This is a genomic window from Kribbella sp. NPDC059898 (assembly GCF_042730855.1).
Lineage (GTDB): Bacteria > Actinomycetota > Actinomycetes > Propionibacteriales > Kribbellaceae > Kribbella.
On sequence record NZ_JBHWKR010000001.1, the window covers coordinates 658,923 to 681,271 of the forward strand.

Consider the following 22,349-nt stretch of genomic DNA (forward strand, 5'->3'; position numbering starts at 1 on the left):
TCACCAGATGGGTGATTACGAGATCGTCCAGGACAGTGACCCGCGGTGCGCCGAGCTGGAAGCGGCCGGCTACCGCGTGGTCGCCGAGTCCTGGGCGGTCCGGCTGTACGACCCGGACCGTGAGCTGCTGGAGTCCGCGGTACGCCGGGTGACCGTGGGCGGGCTGACCGTTCGTGAGTTGGGGCCGGAGTCCGCGCTGGCGTTGCACACGCTCGAGACCACGAACCAGCCCGACTACCCCGACACGCCCGCGACGCACCGGCATGTCGGCGAGCTCGCCGACGTCCAGGCGCTCTGGCCGGCGAACCGCGTCTTCGGTGCCCTCGACGGCAGCCGCCTCGTCGGCGCCACGGTGATCCGCGAACACGAGGGGTACGGCGACACCGCCTTCACCTCGGTGCTCGCGCAGTACCGCCGCCGCGGCGTCGGCCAGGCGGTCAAGGCCGCCTCGATCCTCGCGTTCCTCGACATCGGCATCACCCGCTTCAGCACTGGCGGCGCCGCCACCAACGAGGCCAGCCTCCAGGCCAACCAGTCCCTCGGCTACGTCCTCACCGAACGCTGGCGCACGTACGCCCCGTGACCTACTCGAACGGAGAACTGGTCGTCGTGGTCGACGTCGCCGACCTCGACCGCGCCGCCGCCTTCTGGACCGCCGCCCTCGGCTATGCCCGCGCCGGCGAGTCCTCGACGTACCAGACCTTGCTCCCGGCCGGCGGCCCCGGCATCGAGATACTCCTCCAGCAGGTCCCCGACCGCAAGCAGGCGAAGAACCGCGTCCACCTCGACCTCCGGACGCCGGACCTCGACGCCGAGGTCGCCCGCCTGCTCGTCCTCGGCGCGCGACAGCTGACCGCCGACCCGCTCCACGAGGACGGGTGGACCTGGCATGTGTTGGCTGATCCGGATGGGAACGAGTTCTGTGTGCTGCAGCCGCCTGATTAGCGGGGTCTTCGGAGAAGACTTGGGTGCGGAGGGGCAGGGGACGGCGATTGCCTGGGGTGAGGCTGGGTAACGTCGCTCCGGATCTGGTTCCGAGTCGCCTGGAGGGTCAGCATGAGCACAGTCCTGGTCACGGGAGCGTCGGGAGTCGCGGGGCGGGAGGTCTCCCGTGTGCTCGCGGCCGCGGGGCATCAGGTGCGCCGTGCGGACGTCGCCCCGTCGCCGGACCCGGCGGATGCGGCGATCGGCGAGTTCGTCCGGTGCGACACCCGGACCCCGGCCGACGTACTCGCGGCGGTCGACGGCTGTGACGCGGTGGTGCACCTCGCGGCCTGGCACAACGCGTACCGGCCGGGCGTCAGCGACGCGACCATCTTCGCGGTCAACGTCGACGGCACGTTCAACGTCGTCCAGGCCTGCCGGGCGGCCGGGGTCCAGAGCGTCGTCTTCGCCTCTTCGATGGCGTACGGGTGGGGCAGCGTGTACAGCGTCACCAAGGTGCTCGGCGAGGACCTCTGGAAGATGTACCACGAGGTCACCGGCGCGTCGGTCGCACTGTTGCGCTACCACGGCTTCGTACCCGAGCCGTACCTGCGCTGGGGTGAACGGCTGCTGCGCAACGGCGTCGACGTCCGCGACATCGCCACCGCGACGGCCGCCGCGACCGAGGCCGCGCTCGGGCGCCGCTTCGACGTGTTCAGCACGATCGTGCACAGCGATCACGGGATGCCGGAGGACGTTCGCACTGACTTCGCCGCGCGGGGTGCGGAGTGGGCGGAGACCCGGCTGCCAGGCGCCGCGGCCCTGATCGAGCGCCACGGGCTCGAACTGCCGCAGAGCGTGGAGCAGCACGACCTCGGCGAGGCTGCCGACCTGCTCGGTTGGCGCCCCGAGCACGACTTCGTCGAGTTCCTCGCCGATCTGCAACGTCGTGAAACGGCGGGAGAGGACGTCGGCACGCTCTGGGCGCCGGGCCGGATCCCGGCCTGAGCGCCCGCGGGCTCACCCGGCGAGCGGGTTGCTCACTGCAGATCTGCCGACAGCGACTTCGCGGCCTGGGTGAGGAGCGGTACGGCGCGTTCGACGAGCTCCTCGGTCATCCGGCCCGCGGGGCCGGAAACGGAGATCGCGAGCGGTGACGGCCCCTCGGGGACGGCGACCGCGACGCAGCGGACGCCCAGCTCCTGTTCGCCTTCGTCCATCGCGTAGCCGTTCGTCTCGGCCTGGTGGAGTTGGGCGGTGAAGGCGTCAGGTGTCGTGATGGTGTTGTCGGTGTGCTTGGGCATGCCGGTGCGATGCAGCAGCTCGCGGACCTCGGCGTCCGGGAACTGGGCGAGGATCGCCTTGCCGACCGCGGTGCAGTGCGGCAGCACCCGGCGGCCGACCTCGGTGAACATCCGCATCGAGTGCCGCGACGGCACCTGGGCGAGGTACACGATCTGGTCGCCGTCCAGCATCGCCATGTTCGCGGACTCGCCGAGCTCGTCGACGAGCCGGGCCAGGTGCGGGCGGGCGAACACACTGAGCATGTGCGACGAACTCTCGCCGAGCCGGATCAGCTTCGGGCCCAGCACGTACTGCCGGGACGGTTCCTGCCGCAGGTAGCCGAGGTCGACGAGCGTGCGGACCAGCCGGTGGATCGTCGGCAGCGGCAGCCCGGAGGCGGCCGCGAGCTGCGACAGGCCCATCATGCCGCCGGCGTCGGCCATCGTCTCGAGCAGCCCGAAGGCGCGCTCGATCGACTGCACGCTGCCGGTGCGGCCTTTGCCGTTCGTCTCCGCCATGTCCTCCACCTTTCCGGATCACGGAAGTTTAGCGCCAGATCCCGGAAGCCCGGACCCTTGTGTCTTCCACAAGGTAGATATTAGTCTCCACAATACGGAAAAAGGAGGCCACGCGTGGATGACCTGGTGACCGAGCTCGACCGTCGGCTGGCAGCAGCCGACGCCGCCCTGACCGCCGACTACCGCGGTGACCGCGGCGTCCGGCAACCCGTCCACACCGTCTATGTCCCGGCCGACCGGTACGCACCGAACACGGTCGCGGACTGGGGTGCCCAGGCGCTGAAGGCGCTCGAGGAGCACCCCGAGTTCGTGAAGGTCCTGGACCTCCCGGACGACGTCTACGAGCGCGTCCGCGGCAAGCTCGAACGCGAGCCGATCGAGGACCTCCGGATCGACTTCGAGGACGGCTACGGCAACCGCTCCGACGACGAGGAGGACGCGGCCGCGATCGCCGCGGCCCGGGTCGCCCAGCAGTCGCCGTACTTCGGTCTCCGGATCAAGTCCCTCGAAGCCCCGACCCGGCGCCGCGGTATCCGGACCCTCGACCTGTTCCTGGAGAACCTCGGCGGCAACCGCGACGGCTTCGTCGTCACGCTCCCGAAGGTGACCTCGGTCGAGCAGGTCGAGGCGATGGTCTACGCGCTCGAGACCCTGGAGGCCAAGCACAACCTCCGGCCGCTGGACTTCGAGATCCAGGTCGAGACCCCGCAGGCGATCCTCGGCGCCGACGGTACGGCGTTGATCGCGCGGATGGTGCAAGCCGGCGGCTCCCGCGTCACCGGGCTGCACTACGGCACGTACGACTACTCCGCCTCGCTCGGCGTCGCGGCGGCGTACCAGAGCATGGAGCATCCGGTCGCGGACCACGCGAAGGACGTCATGCAGCTCGCCGCGGCCGGCACCGGCGTCTTCGTCTCCGATGGGTCGACCAACGTTCTCCCGGTCGGCGACGCGATCCACGACGCTTGGCGCCTGCACTTCCGGCTGGTACGGCGTTCGCTCGCGCGCGGGATCTACCAGGGCTGGGACATGCACCCGGCGCAGCTCCCGACCCGGTTCGCGGCGACGTACCTGTTCTACCGGGAGGGCTTCGACCAGGCCGCGCTCCGGCTGCGCGCGTACCTCGGCCACGGCGAGTCGGGGTACCTCGACGAGCCGGCCACCGCGGTCGCGCTCGCTGGTTTCGTCCTGCGCGGCATCGAGTGCGGCGCGACCGACGCGGGCGAGTTCGACGTGAAGGACCTCGCGAAACTCGCCCGCCGCGCCTAGCCTCGCGTCATGCGACTGGTAGCGGAGTTCACCACGGAACCCTTCGATGTGGAGGGTGAGCCGCCCGCGCACGCCACCGAGGCGCTGCGGGCGGCGGAGGCGGCCGGGCTGGACTGCGAGTTCGGCCCGCTCGGGACGCAGGTCAGCGGCGAGCAGCACCTGCTGCTGCCCGCGCTGCCGAAGGTGCTCGAGGCCGCGTTCGCCGGCGGCGCGAACCAGGTGACCCTGCAGGTACGGCGCGATGGCTGAGCATCCTTTGGCCAAGGCGATCATGCCGCTCGTCGAGCGGCTGAACGCCGAACTGGTCGCACCGGCCGACGCGCGCGGGGACGACATACCGCTGGAGTGGGAGGGGGAGGCGGTGGTCGCCGTCCGCCTCCCGCAAGCTCTCGGGTCCTCGGTGGGTCCGGGGGCCACGGCTCGTGCCGGGGGCGCGGAGGGCGCGGGCGCCTCGGCGGGATCCGGTGGCGTGCAGGGGCTGTTGGCCGACGTCGCCGTCGAGTTGGGCGGACCGCTCAACGAACTGTCCAGGACCGGCAAGCAGCAGGCTGTCCTGTTGCTGGAGTCCCGAGGTGCCTTCGAGTACCGGAAGTCGGCGGAGATCGTGGCCGAGGCACTCGGCGTCACGCGCTTCACCGTCTACAACTACCTGAACCGCTCCCGCTGAAATTCAACAAACTGTTGACGACGAGCCCGGCGAATGTCACGCTCTCGTCATACGGAAAGTAGATTTCGGGATTCGAGAAGGTGTGATCGTGGACCTGGAGGAGTTCAACTCCACTCCGACCGACCGCTTGCGGCCGGCGCTGACGGCCTGCTGTGACGTACCGCGGTGGGTCGACGCGATCCTCGCCAAGCGGCCGTACGGCGAGCTCGCCGCCCTGACCGCGCTCGCCGACCAGGTACTGCGGGAGCTCGACGACGACGAGGTCGACCGGGCATTGCAGGCGCATCCGCGGATCGGTGACCGGCCGCGGGGCGCGAGTACCGAGGCGGCCTGGTCGCGCTCGGAGCAGTCCGGGGTCGGCGACGGCACCGGCGTCCGGCGAGAGCTTGCCGAGGGCAACCGTCAGTACGAGGACCGGTTCGGCCGGGTGTTCCTGATCTGCGCCACCGGGTTGTCGGCGGAGCAGATGCTGGGCAGCCTGCGGGAGCGTCTCACGCACGACGACGCGACCGAGGCGGCAGTGGTCCACGAGGAGCTGCGCAAGATCGCGCTGCTCCGGTTGAGCAAGGTGGTGACGGTATGAGCTCCTTGTCCACGCACGTTCTCGACACCGCGCTGGGACGACCCGCGGCCGGCGTACCGGTCGAGCTGTACCGCGGCGACGTACTCGAAGCGTCCGGTACGACGGACGCGGACGGGCGGGTCGCGCTCGTGCCGGCCCTCGGCCCCGGGACGTACCGCCTCCGCTTCGACGTCACGACGTACGCCGAATCCACCGGCCAGGACATCTTCTTTCCCGAGGTCTCCGTGACCTTCACGGTCGCCGACGAGCGGCACTACCACGTCCCGTTGCTGCTCAGCCCGTTCGCGTTTTCCACCTACCGAGGGAGCTGACCCGAGATGGCCATCCACCTGGGCACCAACCAGTACGGCAAAGCCGAGAACCGCGTCGTCCGCATCTACCGTGACACGCCCCGCCACCAGATCCGCGACCTGAACGTGTCGACCTCGCTCCGCGGTGACTTCGCGGCCGCGCACACCACCGGCGACCAGGCCGGCGTACTGCCGACCGACACGCAGAAGAACACCGCGTTCGCGCTCGCGAAGGAGAAGGGCGTCGGCGCGATCGAGGACTACGCGCTGACCCTCGGCGACCGGTTCCTGGAGGCGTCGCCGGCCGCGTCCGGCGCGCGGATCGCGGTCGAGGAGTACGCCTGGGAGCGGATCCTCGTCGACGGTCAGGCGCACGACCACTCGTTCGTGCGGAGCGGCGCCGGGGTGCGGAACACGGTCGTCAACATCGACGGCCGCGGCGCGGACCGGAAGGCGTACGTCGTCTCCGGGATCAGCGACCTCGTCGTACTGAAGTCCACCGGGTCCGAGTTCCACGGGTTCCTGAAGGACGAGTACACGACGCTGCCGGAGACGAACGACCGGATCCTCGCGACCTCGCTGGTCGCCCGCTGGCGGTACGACACCGGTCGAATCGGAGATGGCTCGGTCGACTGGGACAAGTCGTACGACGCGATCAAGGCGCTGCTGCTGTCGCGGTTCGCCACGATCCACAGCCTCGCGCTGCAGCAGACGCTGTACGGCATGGGTACCGCAGTACTCGAACAGCACCCGGAGGTGGCCGAGATCAAGTTCTCGGCGCCGAACAAGCACCACTTCCTGGTCGACCTGTCGCCGTTCGGGGTCGAGAACCCGGGCGAGGTCTTCATCGCCGCGGACCGCCCGTACGGCCTGATCGAGGCGTCCGTGACCCGCGACGACGCCAGTGACTCGGGCAGTGCGTGGGTCAACATCGCCGGCTTCTGCTGATGTCCCGGATCGTGATCGAGGGCGCCCACGTGGCGACCCTCGATCCGGCCCGGCGCGAGTTCACCGGCCACGTGGTTGCCGAGGGCAATCGCCTGGTAGCGGCCGGGCCGGGGCCGGCACCGGCGTACGACGACGCCCGGGTGGTCGACGGGCGCGGCTGCCTGGTCACACCGGGGTTCGTGAACACGCACCAGCACCTGTACCAGTGGGTGACGCGCGGGCTGGCCGCGGACGCGACGCTCTTCGAGTGGCTGACCACGCTGTACCCGGTCTGGGCGCGGATCACTCCGGAGACCGTGTACGTCGCGGCGCGGGCCGCGCTCGCGCAACTTGCGCTCACCGGGTGTACGACGGTCGCCGATCACCACTACGTCTTCCCTGGCGGGGATCTGCTCGCGGCGGAGATCCAGGCTGCTTCGGAGATCGGGCTGCGGTTCCATCCGGCCCGCGGGTCGATGGACCGCGGTCAGAAGGACGGCGGGCTGCCTCCGGACTCCGTGGTCGAGGACCGGGACACGATCCTGACCGCGACCGAGGATGCGATCGACCGTTGGCATGACCCATCATCCGACGCGATGCTGCAGATCGTGGTCGCGCCGTGCTCGCCGTTCAGCGTGAGCGGTGAACTGATGCGCGAGTCGGCCGAGCTCGCCCGGCGTCGCGGCGTACGGCTGCACACGCATCTGGCGGAGACGACGGACGAGACGTCGTGGTGCCGGGAGACGTACGGGTGCACGCCGCTCGAGTACGCCGACCAGCTCGGCTGGACCGGGCCGGACGTGTGGTTCGCGCACGGGATCCACTTCGACGACGCGGAGATCAAGCATCTCGGCGGCACCGGTACGGGCGTCGCGCACTGCCCCAGTTCGAATGCCCGCCTCGGCGCCGGCATCGCCCGTACCGCCGACCTCCGCGCCGCCGGCTCCCCGGTCGGCCTGGGCGTAGACGGCGCCGCCAGCAACGAATCCGGCAGCCTCGTCGAAGAACTCCGCCACGCCCTCCTGTTCGCCCGCGCCCGCGGCGGCCCCCAAGCCCTCACCGTCCGCGACACCCTCGAAATGGCCACCCTCGACGGCGCCCGCATCCTGGGCCGCTCCGACGACATCGGCTCCCTCGAACCAGGAAAGCTGGCCGACCTGGCCCTCTGGGACCTCACCGGCCTCCCCCACGCCGGCATCCCCGACCCGGTCGTAGCCCTAACCCTCTCCACACCCCCACCCCTGGCACTCCTCCTGACGAACGGCCGCCCCGTCGTAGAGCACGCCGTACTCCAAACCGCAGACCCCGCCGCCCTCGCAACGGACGTCGCGCGCACCCAGGCCGGCCTCCTGCTCTGATTGCGACAACCCCTGGGGTCGCGCGACAAGCAATAGCTTGTTCCGCGACCCCGGGGGTTATCCACAAACACGATCTGCGTGTCCGGGCGGGTGGTCAACGCCTGCACCTTCTTGGGCATGAACAGGAGATTGGAAGTGGTCGCGGCCGCCCGTGGCGGGTGGTTCACGCGCCCGGACGCCATCGCGGCCGGATACAGCGACAGCCAGGTGCGACAGCGCGTGCAGAGCGGGCAGTGGCTCAGGTTGAGTTTCAACTCGTACGTCGACCCACGCGGCTGGCCCGCCGATGAACCCCCGTGGGACCGGGCGATCCGGTTGCACCTGCTCAACGTTCGGATGGCGAGCGAGCGGCTCGGGGACGTCGTCGTGAGTCATCAGTCCGCGGCGACGCTGCACGGCTTACCCGTGTGGGGGACCGATCTGGCCAGACCACACTTCACCCGAGTGGCCTCCGGGCGTGCCCGCAGCGGTCGGGCGGTCCGGGTGCATCGCCGCGCCACCGCCGCCGACGAGATCGTGGAGCTCGGCGGCCTCCGAGTCACCAGCGTCGATCGCGCGATCGTGGAGACGACGTGTATCTCGACCTACGAGGTCGGCGTCGTTCTCGCCGATGCTGCGCTCCGGATGGACCTCACGAGCAGGGAGCGCCTGGCCGCGACCGTACGACGGCATCACCGCTGGCACGGGTCTCCCGCCGCGCGTGCGGCCGCGCAGTTTGCCAACGGCCTGAGCGAGTCCGTTGGGGAGTCGCGTTTCCGCGTGCTGATGGCGAACCACGGCCTCCCCGCACCGGAGTTGCAGGTGGAGATCGGGGACGACAACGGGCGGCCGATCGCGCGCGTCGACTTTCTGCTCGGCGGCGTGCTGGTGATCGAGTTCGACGGCGCGCTGAAGTACATCGACGGTGCGGACGCCGTACTCGCGGAGAAGTGGCGGGAGGACCGCCTCCGCGAGCGCGGGTACGGCGTCCTTCGCTTCGGCTGGGCGGACCTCAACCGCGCGCACGAGACCGCCGCGCGGATCTGGCGGGGGATCGCGAGACATCCGCCAGGGTCGCGCGACAAGCAATAGCGTGTTGCGCGACCCCAGCGGAGGTGCTCAGTGGAGGAGGTCGCCGTTGAGCCAGACGGCCTGGATGTCGGCGGGGGTGCCTAGGGTGAAGATTCGGGCGAGGGCTTCTTCGGTGTCTTCGGCGTGGGTGATGGCTACCGCGAGGGGGGAGCCTTCGGTGGGGCGGAGGAGTTGGGCGTCGAAGGCTTGGCCTACGGAGAGGTGGCCTACGTGGGGGAGGTCGAGGGCCTCGGCGCCGGCGGTGGTGGCCAGGTAGAGGAGGTGGGCGGCGGTGAGCGGGCGGCCCTGGTCGCCGAGGAGTTGCTGGCAGAAGTACGCCTGGAGGCCTTCCTTGAGGAGGGAGAAGCCGGTGCCGGCGCCGACGTCGGACCCGAGCGCGACGCGTACGCCGTGCTGCAGGTGGCGCGTCAGCGGGAACAGCCCGCTTCCGAGGGCCGCGTTGCTCGTCGGGCAGTGGGCGACCGTGGCGCCGCTGGTCGCGAGGGTCTTGAGCTCGACGTCCGTCGGGTGCACGTTGTGGGCGAGCACAGTACGCCGGTCCACCAGGCCGTGCCGGTCGTACGTTGTCACGTAGTCGCTGCCGCCGAACAGGTCGGCGACCGTCGCGATCTCGGCCTCGTTCTCGTTCACGTGCGAGGTGAACAGGGCGCCGGGGATCGCCTCCATCAGTTCGTGGCAGGTGGCGAGCAGGTCGTCGGTGCAGGACAGCGAGAAGCGGGGCGTGACGGCGTACCGGTTGCGGCCGACGTTGTGCCAGCGGTTCGCGAGGGCGAGCGATTCGGCGTACGCGCGGACCGGCGTGGTGAGCAGTTCCGGCCGCAGCAGCCGGTCGCTCAGGACCAGGCCGCTCGTCACCCGGAGCCCGACCTTGGACGCGGCGGTGAAGAGCGCGTCGACGGCATCGACGTAGTGCGCGCCGAAGACCAGCGCGGACGTCGTACCGGCCGCTGCCAACCCGCGGACGAACTCCTGCGCGACGCCGGTCGCGTACTCGACGTCGGCCATCCGCGCCTCCTCCGGGAGGGCGTACCGGTCCAGCCACTCGAGCAGCGGCAGGCCGAGGCCGCCGACCGCGCGGATCTGCGGGAAGTGCACGTGCGTGTCGACGAACCCGGGGAGTACGACGCCGTCGCGGAGGTCCACGACCTGCTCGGCGGGGTGCGCCTCGCGGATCTCCAGGTACGGGCCACGGGCAACGATCACCCCGTCCTCGACGAGCAGGCCGGCGTCGCTGTCGACCCGCAGCCCGGCGCCCGTGAACGGGTTCTCCGGGGTGTCGATGAACGTGCCACGGTAGAGAGTCATGCTTGTGCCTTACGCTGAGCCGAGGCGGGGCGACGCTCGGCAGATCGAGCCGGCACGGGAAGCCGCGCGGCAGTTGCTTGTTCGGTGAAGCGTTCGAGGAGCCAGGCGGCGACGCTGACCGCGATCACGGCCGGCTGCTTGCCGGTGATGCCCGGGGTGCCGATCGGGGTGGTGATCCGGGCGATCGCCTCGGGCGGGTTCCCGTCCTCGGCGAGCTTGCGCTGGAACCGAGTCCACTTCGCGCTCGACCCGATCAGCCCGATGGTGGCGAGCTGCTCGTTCCGGATCGCGGCGTCGCAGAGCGCGGCGTCCTCGGCGTGGTCGTGCGTCATGATCACGACGTGCGTACCGGCCGGCAGCTCCCCGACGACCAGCTCGGGAAGCACCGGAACGTTGTGCACATGGACCTGCGCGACCGCATCGTCCAGTACGCCGAGCCGTCCGCCCGTCAGCTGATCCGCGCGCGAGTCGACCAGATGCAGCTCGAGATCGTGCCGCGCGAGGATCCGCGCCAGCTCGAGCCCCACGTGCCCGACCCCGAAGATCGCCACCGACGGCACCACAGGCAACGGTTCCAGTAACAACTGCACCTCACCACCACAACACTGAACCCCGTGCTGGTACGGCGCTTTGTCGGACAACGCCGCCGTCAGCACCTCCGGAATGCTGATGCCTTGGGCAATCATCTCGCGCGAGCGAGAGATCCCCAACGCCTCCAGGTTGCCGCCGCCGACCGTCCCCCAGAGGTTGTCCATGGCAACAACCATCTTCGCGCCGGCCTCCCGAGGCGCATGCCCGCGCACGGACAAGACGGTCACCAACACCCCAGCCTCACGCCGGGCCCGCAACCGCTGAACAGCCTTCACCCACTCCATGAGGCACCTCCTCGGGCCCGATCGAGCGCCCAATAGATGGCCTCTGGTGTGGCCGGTGACGGGAGGTCGACGCTGGTGCCGGGTGGGCCGAAGGCGGCGGCTGCCTGGCGTAGGGCTTCCCGGACGGAGAAGGCGAGCATCAGTGGGGGTTCACCGACAGCCTTCGAACCGTAGACCGCGCCGTCCTCGTGGGCCTTTTCCAGGAGAGTCACGTTGAAGACTTCCGGCATCTCGGAGAAGCTCGGGAGCTTGTACGTGCTGGCGGCCTGCGTCGACAGCCGGCCGGTCTTCGTGTCCCAGCGGAGGTCCTCCAGCGTCAGCCACCCGGCGCCCTGGACAAACCCGCCCTCGATCTGGCCGATGTCGATCAGCGGGCTGAGGCTGTCGCCGACGTCGTGCACGATGTCGACCCGCCGCAGCGTGTACGAACCCGTGAACCCGTCGACCTCCACCTCCGACGCGGCCACGCCGTACGCGAAGTACTTGAACGGCTCGCCGCGCATCGCGTTCGCGTCCCAGTGCAGGCCCTCGGTCCGGTAGAACCCGGCCGCCCACAGCTGCACCCGCTGGTGATACGCGAGGTTGACCAGTTCGTTCCAGCCCACGCCGTCCCCGGACAGCCCGCGGACGAGTCCGTCGGCGAATCGCACGTCCAGCGGACTGATCCCGAGCTTCCCGCCGGCGACCTGCGCGAGCCGCTCGCGGATCTGCTCGCATGCGTGCTTGATCGCCGCCCCGTTCAGGTCGGCGCCGGACGATGCCGCGGTCGCGGACGTGTTCGGCACCTTGTCGGTCCGGGTCGGCGCCAACCGCACCCTTTCGAGTGGTACGCCGAGGGTCGTCGCCGCGACCTGCAGCATCTTCGTGTGCAGGCCCTGCCCCATCTCGGTGCCGCCGTGGTTGATCAGCACCGACCCGTCCTTGTACACGTGCACCAGCGCACCGGCCTGGTTGAACGCGGTCAGGTTGAACGAGATCCCGAACTTCACCGGCGTCATCGCCAGCCCACGCTTCACGAACGGATGCGCCGCGTTGAACTCCGCGATCTCCGCAACCCGCTCATCCACGTCACCAAGAGACAGCACCTGCGACCAGCACGACTCGAGTCGATCCGCGTGCCGTACCGGTTGCCCGTACGGCGTGGAGTCGCCCGGCTGGTAGAAGTTCCGCCGCCGCAGCTCGTTCGCGTCGTACCCGAGCAGCGGGGCGCACCGGCCGAGGATGTCCTCGATCACGAGCATCCCCTGCGGCCCGCCGAACCCGCGGAACGCGGTCTGCGACGTCTTGTTGGTCTTTGCGATCTGCCCGTCGACGCGGACGTGCGGGATCTCGTACGCGTTGTCGATGTGGCACATCGCCCGCGCCAGCACCGGCTCCGACAGGTCGAGGCTCCACCCGCCGTCCGCGGTCAACGTGGCATCGAGCGCCACCAACCGGCCGTCGTCCGAGAAGCCGACGGTCCACGACGAGTGGAACCCGTGCCGCTTGCCCGACATCGTCATGTCCTGCGTCCGGTTCAGCCGCAACCGGACCGGCCGCCCGGTCAGCGTCGCGCCGAGCGCCGCGATCGCCGCGAACCCGTGCGGCTGCATCTCCTTGCCGCCGAACCCGCCGCCCATCCGCAGGCACTGCACCGTCACCGAATGACTGGCCAGCCCGAGCACATGCGCGACGATCTCCTGCGTCTCGGACGGATGCTGCGTACTCGACTGCACGAAGATCTGCCCGTACTCGTCCACCAGCGCCAACGCCGCATGCGTCTCGAGGTAGAAGTGTTCCTGCCCCGCGAACTCGAACTCGCCGGTGTATACGTATGCAGCCTGGTCCAACGCGCCGGCGACGTCGCCCCGCTCCAAGTGCCGCCCGATCCCCTGGAAGCTCCCGGCCTCGATCGCGTCGCGGACCTCGATCAGCGCCGGCAGCGGCTCGTACTCGACCTCCACGGCCGCCGCCCCGAGCCGCGCGGCCTCCAACGTCTCCGCGAGTACCCAACACACCGCATGCCCGTTGAACATCACCTCGTCCGGGAACAGCGGCTCGTCGTGCTTCACACCGGCGTCATTGACCCCTGGTACGTCGTCCGCGGTCAGCACCCGGACGACACCCGGGACGTCGTACGCCGGCTTCACCCGGAGCGCGATGATCCGCGCGTGCGCGTGCGGGGACTGCACCGGGAAGGCGTGCAGTACGTCGCGGGTGCGCATCACCAGATCGTCTGTATATAAAGCGGTTCCGGTGACGTGGAGCGCGGCGCTCTCGTGGGGCAGGGGTACGCCGATCGCTCCGGCGGCAGGGCGTTCGGACAGCGAGCTCATGCGATCGCCTCCTGGTGGTAGAAGCGCAGTAGCGACTGGCCGAGCATCGCGGAGCGGTACGACGAGCTCGCCCGGTGGTCGTCCATCGGCGTACCCTCACCCGCGAGCACCGCGGCGGCGGTCCGTACGGTCGTCTCGTTCCACGGCCGGCCGGTCAACACTTGCTCGGTCGCGGTCGCGCGCAGCGGGGTGGCGGCGACGCCGCCGAGGCCGATCTTGGCGTCCTGTACGACGCCGTCGATGATGGTGAGCGCGTACCCGATCGCGACGCTGGAGATGTCGTCGAAGCGGCGCTTGGCGATCTTGTGGAACGCAGTGATCGGTGCCAAGGGCAACGGAAGCACGATCGTCCGGATCAGCTCGTCCGGTGCCTTGACCGTCTGCCGATACCCGGTGAAGTACTCAGCCAACGGCACCACCCGCTCTCCCCGGCTGGACGCGAGCACCAACTTCGCATCCAGGGCCAGGAGCGCGGGGGGTGTATCGCCGATAGGTGATCCGGTCCCGAGGTTCCCCCCGATCGTCGCGCCGTTCCGGATCAGCCGCGACGCGAACTGCGGGAACAGCTGCGCGAGCAACGGAACTCGCCCAGCCAGCCGCCGCTCGATCTCCGTCAATGTCAGTGCGGCGCCCAGTCGTACTTCGTCCGGGCCGAAGGCGAACTCGCGCAGCTCCTCCAGCCGGTCGATCGCGATGGTCAGCTGTGGGCGGGAGCCGAAGATGTTCACCTGTACGCCGAGGTCGGTCGAACCGGCTACTACCACCGCATCGTCCCGCTCACCCAGCACTGTGAGGGTTTCGGCGAGGCTGGTCGGCCGGATGAACTCGCCCTCGGGGGAGACCATGCCGGTCGCCGCCGGAGCGGGCGGCGGGGAGCTGCGGCGTACGGCGAACACGTCGTCCTCCGCCGGCTCGTCCAGCGCATAAGCGGCGTCCCGGATCGGCCGATACCCCGTACACCGGCAAAGATTCCCACTCAACGAATGCAGATCGAACCCATTAGCCCCATGCTCATGGTCGACACCCGCACCGGCACTCGCACCGGCACCCGCACCACCGACGGCGTCAGCCTCCGAGCCGGCGCCTGCGGCGGTCGCGCCGGTGTGAGCCGACGGCGGGATCGCGGCGGCGACCGCTCGCGCACCTCCCGCGGCTGCTCGCTCACCTTGCACGGTCGCGGCGCGGCCGGGGCGGTAGTACTCCGCTGCCATGCTGCAGATGAAGCCGGGGGTGCAGTAGCCGCACTGGGAACCGCCTCGGACGGCCATCTCCTTCTGGACCGGGTGGAGCTCGGCGGCCGACCCCAGTCCCTCGGACGTGACGAGCTCCTGGCCGTCCAGCGAGGCGACCGGGAGCAGGCAGGCGTTCACCGCGATCCACTCGGTCGCCGACGAAGTGCCGGCGCGGGCGACCAGCACCGAGCAGGCGCCGCACTCGCCCTCGGCGCAGCCCTCCTTGGCGCCGGTCAGGCCGCGGTTGCGGAGCCAGTCGAGGACGGTGGTGTGGACGGAGACGTCACCGATCGGGGTGACGTCGCCGTTCACGGTCAGCGCGGGGGTGCGCAGGGCTTGCGTGGTCATCGGTTGCTGCTCCATCGGGTACGCGCGGAGTGGATCGGGTTGGCGTCGGACACGAAGTCGTCGAACCGGTAGCCGGCGATCTTCGCGATCTCCAGCAGGGCGGCCGCGTGCTCCTGGTTCTCGCAGTTCCCGAGCCGTTCGCGGCCCTGCTCGAGGATCCGTTCGTACGACTCGGCGTCCCGCACCGAGATCACCAGCGGGAACCCGAAGCGGTCCTCGTACGCCGACGTGATCGCGGTCAGCTCGTCCCGCTCGGGGTCGCCGAGGAACGTCAGCCCCTTGTCGGACTGGTCCCGCAGCGACGCCTCGCCGCTCAGCCCGTCGGCGACGAACTGCGACCCGAGTTGCGGGTACGCCTGGATCAGTTCGACCTGCTCCTCGCGGGACCCGGAGAACAGCGCCTCCTGGAACGACCGCCGGAGCGCGTGCGTGTCGGCGTACGGGCGCATCTCCCAGGCCCGCTCGACCGCCCAGCGCGGTCCATGGAACAGGCCGCCGAACGTCTCGACGAACTCGGCCTGCGTCATCGTGTTCACCTGGTCGAGCCGGACCGTGTCGCCGGGCTGCCCCGCGACCGCCGGGCCGAAGTTCTTGCCGACGTGGTGGAACAGGATGTTCAGGAAGATCGCGGTCAGGCTGCCGAGCGTGATGCCGCTGCCGAAGATGATCTGGGCCCAGTGCGGCACCGCCTGCGCGACCTGCGGCTGCGCGGTCACGTACATCGCCAGCCCGACGCTGGTCGCGACGATCACCACGTTCCGGTGGTCGTGGAAGTCGACCTTCGCGAGCGTCTGGAACCCGACCACGGCGACCGTCGCGAACATCGCCAGGGCCGCGCCGCCGAGCACCGGATGCGGTACGCCGGCCACGATCGCGCCGGCCTTCGGCAGCAGCCCGATCAGGATCATGATCGCCCCGGCGGTGGCGACCACCCAGCGGCTACGGATCCGGGTCAGCCGGACCAGGCCGACGTTCTCCGCGAAGCAGGTGTACGGGAACGAGTTGAAGACGCCGCCGATCGTGGTCGCCAGGCCGTCGGCCCGCAGCGCCCGGGCGATGTCGTCGCGGCCGATCCGCTTCTCGACGATCTCACCGGTCGCGAACACGTCACCGGTGGTCTCGACAGCGGTGATCAGCATGACCACGATCATCGAAATGATCGCGGCGACCGAGAACTTCGGCCAGCCGAAGTAGAACGGCTGCGTCACGCCGACCCAGGCCGCGTCGTGCACCGCGCTGAAGTGCGCGTCGCCGAACGCCCAGGCCACCAGCGTCCCGACCAGCAGGCCGACGAGTACGGCGATGGTCGCCATGAAGCCCTTGAACACGCGCTGGATCAGCACGATCAGCGCCAGCGTGCCGAGCGCGTACGCCATGTTCTTGCCGCTGGTCGGTGCCGCCGTCGGTCCCGCCCCGCCGACCGCGTCCCCGGCCGCGACCGGCAGCAGCGCCAGGCCGATGATCGTGATCACCGAGCCGGTCACCACCGGCGGGAAGAACCGGATCAGCTTGCTGAAGTACGGCGCGATGAAGAACGTCGCCAGGCCGGCGACCAGGACCGAGCCGTAGATCACCAGCAGACCGTTGGTGCCGCCACCGGCCGCGAGCCCGATCGCGATCATCGGCGAGACCGCCGTGAACGTGACGCCCTGCAGCAGCGGCAGCCGGACACCGACCTTCCAGAACCCGACGGACTGGATGATCGAGGCGATCCCGCAGGTGAAGAGGTCCGCGTTGATCAGGTGGATGAGCTGCTGGGTGTTCAGGCCGATCGCGCTGGCGAGCAGGATCGGCACGATCACCGCCCCGGCGTAGAACGCCAGCACGTGCTGGGCGCCGTACACCGCGAGCTTGCCGGGCGGCAGCACCTGGTCTACGGGATGGCGACTGGGTCGCAGGTTTGCCTTCATCGGGGACGCTCCTCGGCGCGGGGGATGTGACCTGCACCTGAGCATCGGCTCAACAGACTGTGGATTGCACCCGGTGAACCTCCGAAGATGAACAGCCGGAGAACGCCCTGTTTTGTGTGATCACACAGTTACAGGGACTTGAGCGCGAGGAACACGTCCACCCGGTCCTCGAGGCTCGACAGATCGCGTCCGGTCAGTTGCTCAACGCGTTCGATCCGGTAGCGAACGGTGTTGACGTGCAGGTGCAGCGACTCGGCCGTACGCGTCCAGGAACACGAGCAGGCGAGGAACGCCTGCAGCGTCGTCAGCAGGTCGGCGTGGGTACGCCGGTCGTGGTCGATCACCGCTCCGAGGACGCGGTTGCTGTACGTACGCCGTACGTCGTCGGGCAGCGTGGCGAGCAGGAGGACGTGCGAGGCGACCTCGTCCGACGTGACCACGGAGACCGGTGCGCGGGCCGCTCCGGCCGCGCGCTGGGCGAACCGGGCCTCCTCGAGTGCGCCGGCGAGCGCGTCGATCGCCGTCTCGCCGCTGATCCCGACCGCGAGATGCGCCCGGTTCAACCCCGGAGCGAGCCGGCCGAACGCGCGCCGCAGGTGCTCCGCAAGCTCCGGCGTGAACGGCAGGAACCCGACGAGCAGGCCGTCGCGGCCGGGCGCCACGACCGCGGGGCCGACTGTCAGCGCGACGTCTTCGAGCAACGTCAGCGCGACCTCGCTCGGGCCGTGGTCGCCGTCGTCGCGGAGGCCGGCGACCGCGACGACCAGCGGTCGTTCCGAGTGTGCGCCCGCCTGCCGCAGGCGCGCGGCGACCTCAGTCTGCGGCGCGCCGGACTCCACGAGCGCGAGCGCGTCCGCGACCAACGGACGGAGCGCCCGGCGCCCCTCGTCACGCCGGGCGCGGTCGAGGGCAGCGATCGCACACAGCTCGTGCACCGCCTCCACGTGATCGTGCGACCAGGTCGTGTGATCCCCGTCGATCGCCAGAAACCACGCCGTCAACCGATTCCCGAACCCCGACCCCACCGGAAACAAGCTGTACGCGCCGGCCGCGCCGGCCGCGCCGGCCGCGCCGGCCGCGCCCGTGGCTCCTGCCGCGTCGCCCGCTGCGCCCGCCTGGCCCGCCGCGCCCGCCCTCGCCCCGACCCCGCCTGCCCCAACCCGGGCAGCCCCGGCCCCCGCCGCGGAGGCCCCGGTCGGGCCTGCCCCGGTTGGGCCGGCGACGGTCGGTGCCGTTGCGACGGTGGGCATGCGTTCGGCGGTGAGGAAGCGGCGGGCGATTGCGTCGACGGTGTCGGGGTCGAGTTCGCCCGGGCCCGGTACGACGTGTCGGCCGGTGGGTGTCAGGACCCGGCAGTCGTGTCCGATCTCGGCGGAGATGCGGGCGGCGAGTTCGTCCAGGCTGCGCCCGGCCGCGATCGACGACAACAGCTGCCGCTGCCGGACCAGGCTGGCCGACAACCGCGCGCCGGTCTCCGCCGACCCGGCCGCCGCGACGTACTCCGTGACGTCCGCGAACGCGACCTCGATCGGCACCTCGACGAGCGTCATCTGATGCTCCCGGCAGGCCGCCAGCAAATCCTCCGGTACGTCGCCCAGTTGCGCCTTGCCCGCGAGGATCGTGGTCGCCCCACGCGCCGCGACCGACGCCACGAACACCGCGCTGTCCTCCGGCTGCCGCCGCCACACAAGCCCGGTCAGCACCACCTCGCCGCCGCTCAGGTACCGCCCCGGCTCCAGCAGGTCGGTCGTCACCAGCCGCCCGATCGGGCGATCCAGTACGCCGCCCGCGGAGTACAGCAGGCGCAGCCCGAGCTCGGGCGCGTCGAGCAGTTCGGCGAGCAGCACGGCATACCTCCTTTAGAGGAACGTACAACGCGCGCGTACGCGGGGGACAGCCCTCATAGAGGACTGCCGGACGCTTGACGGCCCGCATCCGCCGACTTATGGTCTATTTCGCAGAACAGAAATCAAGTTCCACAATGCGGAAGTTGGAGACGGGATGAGTCACCAGTTGCGGTACACGGTGAACTGTTCGTTGCTCTTCACCGAGCTGCCCCTGCTCGAGCGGCCCGCGGCCGCCCAGCGGGCCGGGTTCAGCGCGGTGGAGTTCTGGTGGCCGTTCGTCGAGGCCGTCCCGCCGGACCGCCAGGTCGACGCGTTCGTGAACGCGGTCACCGACGCCGGCGTCCAGCTGACCGGCCTGAACTTCTTCGCCGGCGACATGCCCGGCGGCGACCGCGGCCTGGTCTCCTGGCCGAAGAGGTCCGGCGAGTTCCGGGACAACGTCGACGTCACGGTCGGCATCGGCGAGCGGCTCGGCACCCAGGGCTTCAACGCCCTGTACGGCAACCGGGTGGACGGCGCGACCGAGCAGGAGCAGGACGACGTCGCGGTCGAGAACCTCGGGCTGGCCGCCCAGGCCGCCGCGCGGATCGGCGCCACCGTCCTGGTCGAGCCGGTCAGCGGCGCCCCGCGGTACCCGCTCAAGCTCGCCGCCGACGCGCTCAAGGTGATCGACCGCGTGCAGGCACCGAACATCGGGCTGCTCGCGGACCTGTACCACCTCGCGGTCAACGGCGACGACGTCGACCGGGTGATCGCCGAGCACACCGACCGGGTCGCGCACGTGCAGATCGCGGACAACCCGGGCCGCAACGAGCCCGGCACCGGCACGCTCCCGCTCGACCACCAGCTCAGCGCCCTGGAGGCGAACGGCTACGCCGGCTGGGTCGGGCTCGAGTACAAGCCCTCCACCACCACCGAAACAAGCTTCGGCTGGCTGCCGTTCGAGCGCCGCTGAATTCCCTAGGAGACGAAATGACGAACATCGCCTTCATCGGCCTCGGCATCATGGGCAACCCGATGGCCGTCCACCTCGCCAACGCCGGACACAGTGTGACCGGTGTCGACCGCAGCGCCGAGCGCGCCGCCCCGCTGGTCGAGGCCGGCGGCCGGGCCGTCCCCACGATCGCCGAGGCGGTCAAGGGCGCGGACGTGATCTGCGTGATGGTGCCCGACTCGCCGGACGTCCAGGACGTCCTCGAAGGCGAGAACGGCGTCTTCCAGAACGCCGGCACCGGCGCGCTGATCATCGACTTCTCCAGCATCCGCCCGGACGTCACCCAGCAGCTCGCCGAGCAGGCCCGCGCGCTCGGCTTCCGGCTGCTCGACGCCCCGGTCTCCGGCGGCGAGGCGGGCGCCAAGAACGCCGCGCTGTCGATCATGGTCGGTGGCGAGGCGGACGACTTCGCGCAGGCCAAGTCCGTGTTCGACGCGGTCGGCAAGACCGTCGTGCACGTCGGCCCGAGCGGCTCCGGCCAGACCGTGAAGGCGGCCAACCAGCTGATCGTCGCCGCGAACATCCAGGCGGTCGCCGAGGCGGTCGTCTTCCTGGAGGCGTACGGCGTCGACACCAAGGCGGCCCTCGAGGTACTGGGCGGCGGCCTGGCGGGTTCCGCCGTACTGAACCAGAAGAAGGAGAACATGCTGTCGCGCTCCTTCGCGCCCGGGTTCCGGATCGACCTGCACCACAAGGACATGGGCATCGTCACCGCGGCCGCCCGCGAGGCCGGCGTCGTCGTACCGCTCGGTGCCCTGGTGGCGCAGCTGGTCGCGTCCGCCCGCGCGAACGGCGACGGCAAGCTCGACCATTCCGCGCTGCTCCGCGGTGTGGAGCGCCTGTCCGGGAAGGACATCGACTGATGGCACGCATGCGGGCGGTGGACGCCGCCGTACTGATCCTGGAGAAGGAAGGCTCGACGCAGGCCTTCGGGCTGCCGGGAGCCGCGATCAACCCGTTCTACAGCGCGATGCGCGCGCACGGCGGCATCAAGCACGTGCTCGCCCGGCACGTTGAGGCCGCGTCGCACATGGCCGAGGGCTACACCCGGGCGAAGGCCGGCAACATCGGCGTCTGCATCGGTACGTCGGGACCGGCCGGCACCGACATGATCACCGGGCTGTACTCCGCGGCCGCGGACTCGATCCCGATCCTGTGCATCACCGGGCAGGCGCCGGTCGCGAAGCTGCACAAGGAGGACTTCCAGGCCGTCGACATCTCCGCGATCGCCAAGCCGGTCGCGAAGTGGGCCGTCACCGTGATGGAGGCCGCGCAGGTCCCGGGCACCTTCCAGAAGGCGTTCCAGGTGATGCGCGAAGGCCGGCCGGGTCCCGTGCTGATCGACCTGCCGATCGACGTCCAGCTGGCCGAGATCGACTTCGACATCGCGACGTACGAGCCGCTTCCGGTCTCCCGTCCCGCGGCCACCCGCGCGCAGGCGGAGAAGGTGCTCGACATGCTCGCGGCCGCTGAGCATCCGCTGATCGTCGCGGGCGGCGGCACCATCAACGCCGACGCGGCCGACCTGTTGGTCGAGTTCGCCGAGCTCACCGGCGTTCCCGTCGTACCGACGTTGATGGGCTGGGGTGCGATCGCGGACGACCACCCGTTGAGCGCGGGCATGGTCGGGCTGCAGACCTCGCACCGGTACGGCAACGCGACGCTGCTCGCGTCCGACCTGGTGCTCGGGATCGGCAACCGGTGGGCGAACCGGCACACCGGCGGGCTGGACGTGTACCGCGGTTCTCGCAAGTTCATCCATGTCGACATCGAGCCGACGCAGATCGGGCGGGTGTTCGCGCCGGACTACGGCGTGGTGTCGGACGCGCGCGCCGCGCTGGAGGCCTTCGTCGAGGTCGCCCGCGAACGGGCCGGATCGCTGCCGGACCGTACGGCGTGGGCCGCGGAGTGCCGTGAGCGTAAGACGACGCTGCAGCGGAAGACGCACTTCGACGCGGTGCCGATCAAGCCGCAGCGGGTGTACGAGGAGATGAACCGCGCGTTCGGCCCGGACGTCCGGTACGTGTCGACGATCGGGCTGTCGCAGATCCAGGCAGCGCAGATGCTGCATGTGTACCGGCCGCGGCACTGGATCAACGCCGGCCAGGCCGGGCCGCTCGGCTGGACCGTGCCGGCGACGTTGGGTGTCGCTACGGCGGATCCGGACAGCACGGTCGTCGCGCTGTCGGGCGACTACGACTTCCAGTTCCTGATCGAAGAGCTGGCGGTCGGGGCGCAGTTCAACATCCCGTACATCCACGTCGTGGTGAACAACTCGTACCTCGGCCTGATCCGCCAGGCGCAGCGGAACTTCGACATGGACTACTGCGTGCAGCTGTCCTTCGAGAACATCAACAGCCCGGAGGTCGCGGGGTACGGCGTCGACCACGTGAAGGTCGTCGAAGGCCTCGGCTGCAAGGCGCTGCGGGTGTCCGAGCCGGACGGGATCCTGCCGGCGCTGGAGCAGGCGAAGAAGCTGATGGTCGAGCACCGGGTGCCGGTCGTCGTCGAGGTCATCCTGGAGCGGGTCACGAACGTGTCGATGGGTGTCGAGATCGACAACGTGATCGAGTTCGAGGACCTGGCGATCGCGCCCGAGGACGCGCCCACCGCGCTCGCGTTGCTGGACTGA

General features: G+C 70.2%; 21 protein-coding genes. 14 read left to right on the plus strand and 7 right to left on the minus strand.

The annotated features are described in order from the left end of the window. Window positions 1-7: 7 nt before the first annotated feature. From ACFV9C_RS03335 to ACFV9C_RS03345, 3 genes are all read left to right on the plus strand, one after another. Window positions 8-583 carry a GNAT family N-acetyltransferase gene (locus ACFV9C_RS03335; RefSeq protein ID WP_380190442.1) on the plus strand — a complete coding sequence of 192 codons (576 nt, stop codon included), beginning with the start codon at window positions 8-10 and terminating at the stop codon, window positions 581-583. Beyond that, entirely contained in the window at window positions 580-945 is a 366-nt protein-coding gene (locus tag ACFV9C_RS03340) for a VOC family protein (protein WP_380190443.1), read from the plus strand. Before ACFV9C_RS03335 ends, ACFV9C_RS03340 begins: the two co-directional genes overlap by 4 nt. A gap of 111 nt (window positions 946-1,056) precedes the next feature. After that, complete coding sequence (locus ACFV9C_RS03345; RefSeq protein WP_380190444.1) at window positions 1,057-1,932, plus strand: NAD-dependent epimerase/dehydratase family protein; 876 nt, start codon at window positions 1,057-1,059, stop codon at window positions 1,930-1,932. A 32-nt stretch (window positions 1,933-1,964) separates the two neighbouring features. Here the strand turns inward: ACFV9C_RS03345 and ACFV9C_RS03350 are convergent, their stop codons facing one another. After that, window positions 1,965-2,726 carry an IclR family transcriptional regulator gene (locus ACFV9C_RS03350; protein ID WP_380190445.1) on the minus strand — a complete coding sequence of 254 codons (762 nt, stop codon included), beginning with the start codon at window positions 2,724-2,726 and terminating at the stop codon, window positions 1,965-1,967. A gap of 114 nt (window positions 2,727-2,840) precedes the next feature. Between ACFV9C_RS03350 and ACFV9C_RS03355 the strand changes: the two genes are divergently transcribed. The 8 genes from ACFV9C_RS03355 (at window position 2,841) to ACFV9C_RS03390 (ending at window position 8,891) form a co-directional block, all read left to right on the plus strand. Beyond that, window positions 2,841-3,995, plus strand: coding sequence for a DUF6986 family protein (locus ACFV9C_RS03355; protein WP_380190446.1), 1,155 nt, complete (start codon window positions 2,841-2,843; stop codon window positions 3,993-3,995). A 9-nt stretch (window positions 3,996-4,004) separates the two neighbouring features. After that, on the plus strand, window positions 4,005-4,244 hold the full coding sequence (locus ACFV9C_RS03360) for a thiamine-binding protein (protein ID WP_380190447.1): 240 nt from the start codon (window positions 4,005-4,007) through the stop codon (window positions 4,242-4,244). Beyond that, window positions 4,237-4,662 carry a helix-turn-helix domain-containing protein gene (locus tag ACFV9C_RS03365; RefSeq protein ID WP_380190448.1) on the plus strand — a complete coding sequence of 142 codons (426 nt, stop codon included), beginning with the start codon at window positions 4,237-4,239 and terminating at the stop codon, window positions 4,660-4,662. Before ACFV9C_RS03360 ends, ACFV9C_RS03365 begins: the two co-directional genes overlap by 8 nt. A gap of 88 nt (window positions 4,663-4,750) precedes the next feature. Further along, window positions 4,751-5,245 carry a 2-oxo-4-hydroxy-4-carboxy-5-ureidoimidazoline decarboxylase gene (gene uraD, locus ACFV9C_RS03370; RefSeq protein ID WP_380190449.1) on the plus strand — a complete coding sequence of 165 codons (495 nt, stop codon included), beginning with the start codon at window positions 4,751-4,753 and terminating at the stop codon, window positions 5,243-5,245. Further along, window positions 5,242-5,556 (plus strand): hydroxyisourate hydrolase, encoded by a 315-nt coding sequence (gene uraH, locus ACFV9C_RS03375; RefSeq protein ID WP_380190450.1) that lies wholly within the window; start codon window positions 5,242-5,244, stop codon window positions 5,554-5,556. Before uraD (ACFV9C_RS03370) ends, uraH begins: the two co-directional genes overlap by 4 nt. A gap of 6 nt (window positions 5,557-5,562) precedes the next feature. Further along, entirely contained in the window at window positions 5,563-6,483 is a 921-nt protein-coding gene (gene pucL, locus ACFV9C_RS03380; RefSeq protein ID WP_380190451.1) for a factor-independent urate hydroxylase, read from the plus strand. Continuing rightward, window positions 6,483-7,820: an 8-oxoguanine deaminase gene (locus ACFV9C_RS03385; RefSeq protein WP_380190452.1), complete on the plus strand. Its 1,338-nt coding sequence runs from the start codon at window positions 6,483-6,485 to the stop codon at window positions 7,818-7,820. Before pucL ends, ACFV9C_RS03385 begins: the two co-directional genes overlap by 1 nt. 117 nt (window positions 7,821-7,937) lie before the next feature. Then, window positions 7,938-8,891 (plus strand): type IV toxin-antitoxin system AbiEi family antitoxin domain-containing protein, encoded by a 954-nt coding sequence (locus ACFV9C_RS03390; protein WP_380190453.1) that lies wholly within the window; start codon window positions 7,938-7,940, stop codon window positions 8,889-8,891. A gap of 27 nt (window positions 8,892-8,918) precedes the next feature. On the opposite strand, the gene guaD is transcribed toward ACFV9C_RS03390, so the two are convergent. The 6 genes from guaD to ACFV9C_RS03420 all read right to left on the minus strand — a co-directional run bounded on the left by guaD (window position 8,919) and on the right by ACFV9C_RS03420 (window position 18,723). Next, entirely contained in the window at window positions 8,919-10,196 is a 1,278-nt protein-coding gene (guaD, locus tag ACFV9C_RS03395; protein ID WP_380190454.1) for a guanine deaminase, read from the minus strand. After that, on the minus strand, window positions 10,193-11,071 hold the full coding sequence (gene xdhC, locus ACFV9C_RS03400; RefSeq protein ID WP_380190455.1) for a xanthine dehydrogenase accessory protein XdhC: 879 nt from the start codon (window positions 11,069-11,071) through the stop codon (window positions 10,193-10,195). Before xdhC ends, guaD begins: the two co-directional genes overlap by 4 nt. After that, window positions 11,059-13,386: a xanthine dehydrogenase molybdopterin binding subunit gene (xdhB, locus tag ACFV9C_RS03405; protein WP_380190456.1), complete on the minus strand. Its 2,328-nt coding sequence runs from the start codon at window positions 13,384-13,386 to the stop codon at window positions 11,059-11,061. The genes xdhC and xdhB overlap by 13 nt, the downstream gene beginning before the upstream one ends. Then, window positions 13,383-14,966 carry a xanthine dehydrogenase small subunit gene (locus tag ACFV9C_RS03410; protein WP_380190457.1) on the minus strand — a complete coding sequence of 528 codons (1,584 nt, stop codon included), beginning with the start codon at window positions 14,964-14,966 and terminating at the stop codon, window positions 13,383-13,385. Before ACFV9C_RS03410 ends, xdhB begins: the two co-directional genes overlap by 4 nt. Beyond that, on the minus strand, window positions 14,963-16,876 hold the full coding sequence (uraD, locus tag ACFV9C_RS03415) for a 2-oxo-4-hydroxy-4-carboxy-5-ureidoimidazoline decarboxylase (protein ID WP_380190458.1): 1,914 nt from the start codon (window positions 16,874-16,876) through the stop codon (window positions 14,963-14,965). Before uraD (ACFV9C_RS03415) ends, ACFV9C_RS03410 begins: the two co-directional genes overlap by 4 nt. Before the next feature lie 128 nt (window positions 16,877-17,004). Beyond that, entirely contained in the window at window positions 17,005-18,723 is a 1,719-nt protein-coding gene (locus ACFV9C_RS03420; RefSeq protein ID WP_380190459.1) for a PucR family transcriptional regulator, read from the minus strand. A 154-nt stretch (window positions 18,724-18,877) separates the two neighbouring features. Between ACFV9C_RS03420 and ACFV9C_RS03425 the strand changes: the two genes are divergently transcribed. From ACFV9C_RS03425 to gcl, 3 genes are read left to right on the plus strand one after another with little or no spacing between them, the layout of a single operon-like run. Further along, window positions 18,878-19,678 carry a hydroxypyruvate isomerase family protein gene (locus ACFV9C_RS03425; RefSeq protein WP_380190460.1) on the plus strand — a complete coding sequence of 267 codons (801 nt, stop codon included), beginning with the start codon at window positions 18,878-18,880 and terminating at the stop codon, window positions 19,676-19,678. A 17-nt stretch (window positions 19,679-19,695) separates the two neighbouring features. Beyond that, window positions 19,696-20,580, plus strand: coding sequence for a 2-hydroxy-3-oxopropionate reductase (locus ACFV9C_RS03430; protein ID WP_380190461.1), 885 nt, complete (start codon window positions 19,696-19,698; stop codon window positions 20,578-20,580). Beyond that, entirely contained in the window at window positions 20,580-22,349 is a 1,770-nt protein-coding gene (gene gcl / locus ACFV9C_RS03435) for a glyoxylate carboligase (protein ID WP_380190462.1), read from the plus strand. Before ACFV9C_RS03430 ends, gcl begins: the two co-directional genes overlap by 1 nt.